The 8,554-nt window shown below is 67.9% G+C and carries 6 protein-coding genes; 3 read left to right on the top strand and 3 right to left on the bottom strand.

The window, feature by feature from the left end:
- Positions 1–383: 383 nt before the first annotated feature.
- Positions 384–2,102, bottom strand: a complete 1,719-nt coding sequence (locus IC535_RS16085; protein WP_228887329.1) for a M28 family metallopeptidase — start codon at positions 2,100–2,102, stop codon at positions 384–386.
- Positions 2,103–2,155: 53 nt separating this feature from the next.
- Positions 2,156–2,818, bottom strand: a complete 663-nt coding sequence (locus IC535_RS16080) for a hypothetical protein (RefSeq protein ID WP_228887330.1) — start codon at positions 2,816–2,818, stop codon at positions 2,156–2,158.
- A 101-nt stretch (positions 2,819–2,919) separates the two neighbouring features.
- Between IC535_RS16080 and IC535_RS16075 the strand changes: the two genes are divergently transcribed.
- Together IC535_RS16075 and IC535_RS16070 are read left to right on the top strand one after the other, a co-directional pair.
- On the top strand, positions 2,920–4,245 hold the full coding sequence (locus IC535_RS16075) for a murein hydrolase activator EnvC family protein (protein WP_228887331.1): 1,326 nt from the start codon (positions 2,920–2,922) through the stop codon (positions 4,243–4,245).
- Positions 4,246–4,416: 171 nt separating this feature from the next.
- Positions 4,417–5,841: a S41 family peptidase gene (locus IC535_RS16070; RefSeq protein ID WP_228887332.1), complete on the top strand. Its 1,425-nt coding sequence runs from the start codon at positions 4,417–4,419 to the stop codon at positions 5,839–5,841.
- Positions 5,842–6,051: 210 nt separating this feature from the next.
- Here IC535_RS16070 and IC535_RS16065 read toward each other — a convergent pair whose 3' ends face one another.
- Entirely contained in the window at positions 6,052–6,744 is a 693-nt protein-coding gene (locus IC535_RS16065; protein WP_228887333.1) for a rhomboid family intramembrane serine protease, read from the bottom strand.
- Between the two features lie 224 nt (positions 6,745–6,968).
- Between IC535_RS16065 and IC535_RS16060 the strand changes: the two genes are divergently transcribed.
- Positions 6,969–8,312, top strand: a complete 1,344-nt coding sequence (locus IC535_RS16060) for an outer membrane protein transport protein (protein ID WP_228887334.1) — start codon at positions 6,969–6,971, stop codon at positions 8,310–8,312.
- Positions 8,313–8,554: the final 242 nt, after the last annotated feature.

Genomic DNA, 8,554 nt, shown 5'->3' with positions numbered 1-8,554 from the left:
GAGCCCTCCCCGGTGATTGCAATGCCATCACCGGGCGCGGGCCGTGCAACGGCAGTCGATCGGGATGCGACCCTACCAATGCGGGGCCCTGCCGGCGCGGCGGCATTCGGTCTGCGCATGGCTGCCCTCGGTGGGGTCGGTTCCCAAACGACTGCCGATAACGGCGATGGATGCTTTGACGCCGGAGCCCTATCGAAGCGGTGCCCCAGCTACACAGAGCCCTCCCCGGTGATTGCAATGCCATCACCGGGCGCGGGCCGTGCAACGGCAGTCGATCGGGATGCGACCCTACCGGCCAGCCCACCATCCCCATCGCCATCCCCCAAACAAAAACGGCGCCCACCGGGCGCCGCTTCTGCATTCCATGGATCACACCCGACCGGTCAGGGCGTCGCCGCCGCCGCTGCCGCCTTCGGCTTCATCATCGCATCGCGCGCCGCCTTGAACGGGTTGCCTTCATACCAGTTCGGCCAGCGGTCGCCAGCGGCCAGTTCGTTGCCCACGCCGTACAGCAGCTGCAGGTCTTCCACCGTGCCGTCCAGCTTCCAGGTGGCCAGGTCGAACTCGTCCTTCGGGCCGTGGTAACGATCGCGGCCATAGGCCTCGGCCGCCTTGCGGCCAGCGTCGATGCCGCCGTCGCGCAGGTCTTCGCCGCCATCGGCATACAGGGCCGGAACACCGGCCTTGGCGAAGTTGAAGTGGTCCGAACGGAAATAGAAGCCGCTCTGCACCGCGGTCTCGCCATGCAGGGTGCGGCCCTGGTTGGCGGCCAGCGGCTTGAGGATGTCTTCCAACTCCGAGCTGCCATAACCGGTGACGGTCATGTCCTTGGCACGCCCGGCCACCGACATCGCGTCGATGTTGATCACCCCGGCGATCTTGTCCAGCGGGAAGGTCGGGTGGCTGACGTAGTACTTGGAACCGAGCAGGCCCGACTCTTCCAACGTCACCGCCAGGAACACCACCGAACGCTCCGGCGGCTGCTGCTGGTGCGCCATCGCGTCGGCCACTTCCAGGATGCCGGCCACGCCGGTGGCGTTGTCCACCGCGCCGTTGTAGATGTTGTCGCCCTGCTCACCCTCATGCTTGCCCAGGTGGTCCCAATGGGCCATGTACAGCACCGCCTCGTCGGCACGCTTGCTGCCCGGCAGGACGCCGACCACGTTGCGCGACTTCTTCTCGGCAATGGTGCTCTTCAGGTCGAAGGACACCTTGGCCTTCAGCGATACCGGCTTGAAGCCGCGCTTGCTGGCGTCCTTGTAGGCCTTGTCCAGGTCCAGCCCGGCATCGGCGAACAACTGGCGCGCCGCCTCGGCGCTCAGCCAGCCCTGTGCGGGCAGGCGCGGATCGGCATCATCCTTGGCCGGCAGGTCGTACTGCGGGCCGGCCCAGGAGTTCTTGACCACATCCCAGCCATAGGAAGCGCCGGCGGTGTCGTGCACGATCAGCGCCGCGGCCGCGCCCTTGCGCGCGGCTTCCTCGAATTTGTAGGTCCAGCGCCCGTAGTAGGTCATGCGCTTGCCATCGAACAGCTTGGCATCGTCGACGTGGAAGCCGGGGTCGTTGACGAACATCACCACCGTCTTGCCCTTCCAGTCCTGGCCGGCGTAGTCGTTCCACTTCTGCTCCGGCGCATCCACGCCGTAGCCGACGAACACCAGCTCGCTGGCATCGACCTTTACCTCCGGCTGGCCGCTGCGGGTGCCGATCACCATGTCGGTACCGAACGTCAGGGCGCGGGTCTTGCCGCCCTGGTCCAGGTTGAGCACGGTCGATTCGTCGGCGGTGGTTTCGGTCATCGCCACGTCCTGGAACCAGCTGTCGCCATTGCCCGGCTGCAGGCCGATGCGCTGCATCTGGTCGCGGATGTAGTTGACGGTGAGTTCTTCACCCTTGCTGCCCGGCGCGCGGCCTTCGAACTCGTCCGAGGCCAGGGTCTTGACCAGCTCGGCGAAGTCGCCGGCGTTGATATCGGCCGAGAAGGCATGGCCGGCGGCGGCCGGGGCGGTGTCGCCAGCGGGGGCGGTGGGTGCGGTGGCTTCGCCCTTGCACGCGCTCAGGGCGGCGGCGGCGGCGAGGCACAACAGAAGTTTGCGGGGCATCATCGATTCCTGGAGACAAAGGGCCAGTGCCCGAGGGCACCGGGAAGAGGGTATCAATCCTGCGGCGCGGCGTCGGTGTCGAACGGCTGCGCCTGGGCGCCGCTGACCGGCCCGATGCGGGCACTGCGGTGGACATACAAGCTCACGTCACGGTCGAACACCAAGCTGCCATTGACCACGGCGTTGGGGCCAACGATGACCCGCGGCTTGCGCCCGGGCGTCAGCGACAGGCTGAAGCTGGGCTTCTTGACCCGGATCCCGCCATTGACCTGCGAGCCGACCCCGACCGTGATGTCGCCGTTGACCGTCTCGATACTGCCGTCCAGCCGCGCCTCCACCAGCCCGATGCTGCCGTTGACGGTCTGCAGCTCGCCTTCGACCTGGCTGCTGCGGTCGATGAAGATGCTGCCGTTCACCGTTTCGACGTCGCCGGCGGCAATCACTTCGCGGCCGATGCGGACGCTGCCGTTGACCGTGGACACCCCGCCGGTGCGGGCGTTGTCGCCGATCCGGATGCCGCCGTTGACGGTCTCGATGTCGCCGGTGACCGCCGCCGCATCGACATTGATGCCGCCATTGACGGTATCCAGGTCGCCATAGACCTGGCCGGACTCGGCATGGATGCTGCCGTTGACCTTGCTGATGCCCTCATTGGCCAGGGCCGGCGCGCACGGCAGCACCAGGGCCAACAGCAGCGGGAGCGGGAAACGTTTCATCGGGGGGACCTCGTGGTTCGGTATGCGGTTGGCAGGCCGCCTGCAGGAATGTCACCATGCATCGCTGCAATCCGCATCTGCCTGAAGTCACTGGAAAGCCCTTGCGCGCCAACGCATTCTCCTCACGCCGGAATAACAAACCGATGGCCGCAGGCCGCCGCGGACCGGCCCTGCGGAATGCATTGCGGGGCTTGCTGCTGGCCTTGGTGGTGCTGGCGGTGAGCCCGGCCCTGGCGCAGAACCCCAAGGAGGCCGAGCGCAAGCTGCAGAAACTGCGCAGCGAGCTCAAGGGCGTGGCGCAGGAACGGCGCAACCTGGAAGGCCAGCGTGGCCAGGCCTCGCGCCAGCTGCGCGATGCCGACGAGAAGGTCGCGCGTACCGGCCGGGTGCTGGCCCAGACCGAGACCGCGCTGCAGCGCGAAACCCGGGCCATGGAAGAACTGCAGCGCAAGCGCAGCGACCTGCAGGCCGGCCTGGGCAAACAGCGGCAGGAACTGGCCGCGCTGCTGCGCTCGGCCTACCGGATCGGCAACAACGCGCCGCTCAAGCTGCTGCTGTCGCAGGACCGCGTGGCCGACGCCAACCGCAGCCTGGCCTACCACCGCTACCTGCAGCGCGAACGCGCCCGCCGCATCCAGGCCCTGACCACCGACCTGGCCGAACTGCAGGCGGTGGAGACCGAGATCGTGCAGCGCCGGCAGGCACTGGAAGGCACCCGCCAGCAGCAGAAGCAGCAGGCCGCGGCGCTGGCCGACGACCGCCGCGCGCGCGCGGCCACCGTGGCCAGCCTGGACGAACGCTACAAGGACCGCAGCGAACGCGAGAAGGCGCTGGGCCAGGACGCCAAGGCGCTGGAAACCCTGCTGGCCAACCTGCGTGCAGCTGCCGCCCGTGCCGAGGCCGAACGGCGTGCCGCCGCGCGCCGTGCCGCTGCCGAGAAAGCGGCCGCAGCGAAGGCCGAGAAGGCCGCCGCCGCCAACGGCACGCGCCCGCCGCCGCGCCCGGGCAAGACCCCGCCGGTGGTCGCTTCGGCGCCACCGCCGAAGGTCGGCGGGCTGGGCTGGCCGCTGTCGGGCAACCTGCTGGCGCGCTATGGCGGCAAGCTGCCCGATGGGCGCACCAGCAGCGGCGTGCTGATCGGGGCGCCGGCCGGCAGCACGATCACCGCGGTGGCCGACGGTACCGTGGTGTTCTCCGACTGGATGACCGGCTACGGCATGATCCTGATCGTCGACCACGGCAACGGCTACATGAGCCTGTACGCGCACAACGACACCCTGCTGCGCGATGCCGGCGCGGCGGTGAAAAAGGGCGATGCGGTGGCCAAGGTCGGCAATTCCGGTGGACAGGGCGTGACCGCGCTGTACTTCGAGCTGCGCCGCAACGGCCAGCCGGTCGACCCGGGGTCGTGGCTGCAGCGCCGCTGATCGGTCTGCCCGGCCGCGTGCGCGCCCACGCATGCGGCACGCACATGAAAGCCAGCCAACTGCCGCACCGCGCTGCGGCAGGCGGTTCAACGGGAATTTATCGCCGCTTCGCGCATAATCGGGCCACGCACCCTGTGCGCGTTACCGTCCCCGCCGACCCTGGAGTGCTTCATGCGCGTAGCCCGATCCGCCACCTTGCTGCTGGCCCTGTTGCCGGCGGTGTCCTGGGCACAGCAGACCGGGCCGGCGCCCACCCGCAGCACCGATGCGGCCACCAGCGAAGAGGCGGTGACATCGCGCGTGCCGCTGGAAGAAATCCGCCGCTACGTGGCGGTCTACAACGCGGTACGCGCCGCCTACGTGGATCCGGTGGACGACAAGAAGCTGATGCAGTCGGCCATCCGCGGCCTGCTGCTGGACCTGGACCCGCACAGCACCTACTTCGACAAGGAAGACGCCGAAGCCTTCGATGAGCAGGCCAACGGTGCCTATGAAGGCATCGGCGTGGAACTGCAGCAGCAACCCGACAACAGCAGCCTGAAAGTAATCTCGCCGATCGACGACACCCCGGCGGCGCGCGCGGGCATCCTCGCCGGCGATCTGATCATCGCCATCGACGGCAAGCCGATCAGTGCGATCGAAGCCACCGAACCGCTGCGTGGCAAGGCCGGCACCAAGGTGGTGCTGACCCTGGTGCGCGCAGGCAAGCCCAAGCCCTTCGACGTCACCGTCACCCGCCAGACCATCCGCGTCACCAGCGTGCGCAGCCGCATGCTGGAACCGGGCTATGGCTATATCCGCCTGAGCACGTTCCAGGCCGATACCGGCGCCGATTTCCAGAAGCAGGTCACCCAACTGCAGCAGCAGGCCGGCGGCAAGCTCAAGGGACTGGTGCTGGACCTGCGCAGCAACCCCGGCGGCCTGTTGACCGCCGCGGTGCAGGTGGCCGACGACCTGCTCGACAAGGGCAACATCGTCAGCACCCGCGGCCGCATTTCGATCAGCGACGCGCGCTTCGATGCCACCCCGGGCGACCTGCTCAAGGGCGCCCCGGTGGTGGTGTTGACCGACGCCGGCTCGGCCAGTGCCTCCGAAGTGCTGGCCGGCGCACTGCGCGACAACGGCCGCGCACGCGTGGTCGGCAGCCGCACCTTCGGCAAGGGCTCGGTGCAGACCGTGCTGCCGCTGGACAACGGCGACTCGGTCAAGCTGACCACGGCGCGCTACTTCACCCCCAGTGGCAAGTCGATCCAGGCTACCGGCATCGTGCCCGACGTGGTGCTGCAGCCGGACAAGCGCGACGGCGAAGACGCGCTGCCGGCCAGCCTGACCGACTATAGCGAGGCCACGCTGCCCGGCCACCTGCGTGGCGACGAAGAAGGCAGCGACGGTTACACGGCCGGCGATGTCTTGCCCGGCGATGGCCCGATCAATGACGCGCTGGCCGAGCTGAAGCAGCCCGGTTCGGTACTGGCCAAGCAGAAAGCCGAAGCGGCCAAGGCGGCCGCGCAGAAGAAGCCGGATGCGACGACCGAAGCGAAGAAGCCGGATGCGGTGAAGCCGGAAGCAGCCAAACCGGAAGCCACCAAACCCTGACGGTGGTGCCGGCCGCTGGCCGGCTCTGCGTGCATCCAGCCCGATGCAGAGCCGGCCAGCGGCCGGCATTACCGTACGAAGCCGACGTTACGAGGAGCCGGCCAGCGGCCGGCACTACCGGGTGCCCGGGTACCGACCAACGGTCGGTACCTACCTGATCCCCCGCAGCCACGCAGCGGTAGGCCCCGACCGTTGGTCGGTGCGGCCCCGTCAGAACCCGTGCCGCTTGCGCAGCCGCCGCGCGATCGCCGCGCGCACATATACGCCGTAGGCCAGGCCGAACACGAAACCGGCGATATGCGCCCACCAGGCCACCATGCCGAAGCTCGGGCCGATATAGGCAAACACCACCTGCAGCGCCGCCCATACCCCGATCAACAGATAGGCCGGGGCGCGCACGAATTCCAGGAACAGCCCCAGCGGAATCACCACGCCCAGCCTGGCCCCGGGGAACAGCGCCAGGTAGGCGCCGATCAGGGCCGACACCGCCCCGCTGGCACCGATGATGATCTGGTCCGGGCTGCCCATGGTGTAGATCGCGGTCAGGTTGGAGATCGCCCCACCGAGCAGGAACAGCAGCATCAGCCGCCACGGGCCCAGCACCCGCTCGGCCGGCAACCCGAAGATCAGCAGGAACACCAGGTTGCCCAGCAGGTGCGACCAGTCCGCGTGCAGGAACAAGGCGGTGAACAGGCGCAGCACGCTGCCGTCCTGCAGGGTGGCCCACCAGTCCTGTGGCTGGGTCAGCCCGGTGGACAGCGCGCCCCAGTCCAGCCACAGGCTGCGCCGCGCATCGCCCGGGCGCGAGATCGACCACAGGAAGGCCAGCCACAGCGCGGCAAACAGCAGCGGAGTGGCCCAGCGGAGGGCGGATTTTTTGCGGGAGGGGGTCGACACGAACATGGATGGCACTAGCCTAGCGCGGCGGTGGTCACGGGGGGAGAGCAACCGTTCAGGCTGAATAGCCACAAGGCGTCAGCCGTTATTGTTTCATTAACCGGTCTGGGTATACTCCAATACGGCGTCGTATGTCGGGAGGGGAATCCGGCGCGTTGTTCCCGCCCCAGGGCAGGGATGACGCAGGCGCGCGTTGCCAAAAACCACCGCAATTCCGGAGAGAACCAAACATGCATACCGCTTCCACGCTCGCCCGCGTCACCGCCCTGGCCGTCGGCATTGCCGGTGTCCTGGCCGTCGGCCACGTCAACGCCGCCGCCTTCCAGCTCAAGGAAAACAGCGCCAAGGGCCTCGGCCGCGCCTTCGCCGGCTCGGGCAGCGCCCAGGGCGACGCCTCGATCATGGCCGTCAACCCGGCCGGTATGCGCCAGCTGGACGGCACCCAGATCCAGGGTGACCTGAGCGCGATCAGCTTCTCGGCCAAGTTCAGCGGTACCGGCCGCAAGCCGACCGGCCAGCCGCAGACCGGCGGTGACGGCGGCGACGCCGGCATGATCGCCCCGGTTCCGGCGGCGTACTTCCACATGCCGCTCGGCGAAAAGGCCCACTTCGGCGTATCGCTGACCGCACCGTTCGGCTTCAAGACCGATTACGACAATGGCTGGGTCGGCCGCTACAGCGGCATGAAGACCGACATGAAGGCGATCGACCTGGGCTTTGCCGCCTCCTACGACGTCAACCCGTACGTGTCCTTCGGCGCGTCGGTGTTCGTTGAGCACCTGACCATCGAACTGAGCAACAACATCGACTTCGGCACCGCACTGGCGCAGTCGCGCGTGCCGGGCTTCGCCCCGGGCAGCGCCGACGGCAAGCTGACCATGGAAGGCGACAACAACGCGGTGGGTTGGACCGTCGGCGGCTTGTTCAGCCCCGATGAGAACACCCACATCGGCATCAGCTACCGTTCCAAGGTCGAGCACAAGATCACCGGCGGCGACGCCACCTTCGACGTGCCGGTCGCCGCTGCCGCCGTGCTGGCCCAGGCCCAGCCGGGCCGCTTCGTGAACACCTCGGGCAAGGCCACGCTGACCCTGCCGGCGTCGGCCACGCTGAGCGTGACCCACAACGTCAACGACCGCTGGACCGTGATGGGTGATGTCACCCGTACCGCCTGGTCGACCGCGTTCGACCAGGTCACCATCGACTACGGCTCGGCGCAGCCGGATTCGGTGCTGGAGTTCGCCTACCGCGACACCACCTTCGTCTCGCTGGGTGCCGACTTCAAGCTGAGCGACACCGTCACCCTGCGCGGCGGTATCGCGCTGGACCAGACCCCGACCACCAACGCCCACCGCGACGTGCGCGTGCCCGACACCAGCCGCAAGTGGCTGTCGTTCGGCGTGGGCTGGACCCCGTCGGAGAACATGGAGTACAACTTCGGTTATACCCATCTGTTCACCAAGGATCCGGACGTGAACATTGCCGGTACCACCAACAACCAGGGCAATTCGCTGAACGGCAAGTACAAGGTCCGCGGCGACGTGCTGGCTGCTTCGTTCAACTACAAGTTCTGATCGAACCAGCGGTAACGGTTGTTTGAATGCAGAAGGCCCCGCGCAAGCGGGGCCTTTTGCTTTTGGTTCTCTGGCGCAGCACAGGTAGGGGCGGTTCCCAAACGACTGCCGATAACGGTGATGGGTGCATTACGCATGGCGCCGTATCGAAACGGTGCTTCTGCCGTGCAGCGCCTTCCCCGCTGATTGCAACGCCATCACCGGGCGCGGACCGTGCAAAGGCAGTCGATCGGGATGCGACC

The sequence above is a fragment of the Stenotrophomonas rhizophila genome (genome assembly GCF_020857975.1).
GTDB classification, from domain to species: Bacteria; Pseudomonadota; Gammaproteobacteria; order Xanthomonadales; family Xanthomonadaceae; genus Stenotrophomonas; species Stenotrophomonas rhizophila_C.
Note: the sequence above shows the minus strand (reverse complement) of the source record. Positions and strands in the feature narration are given on the sequence as shown.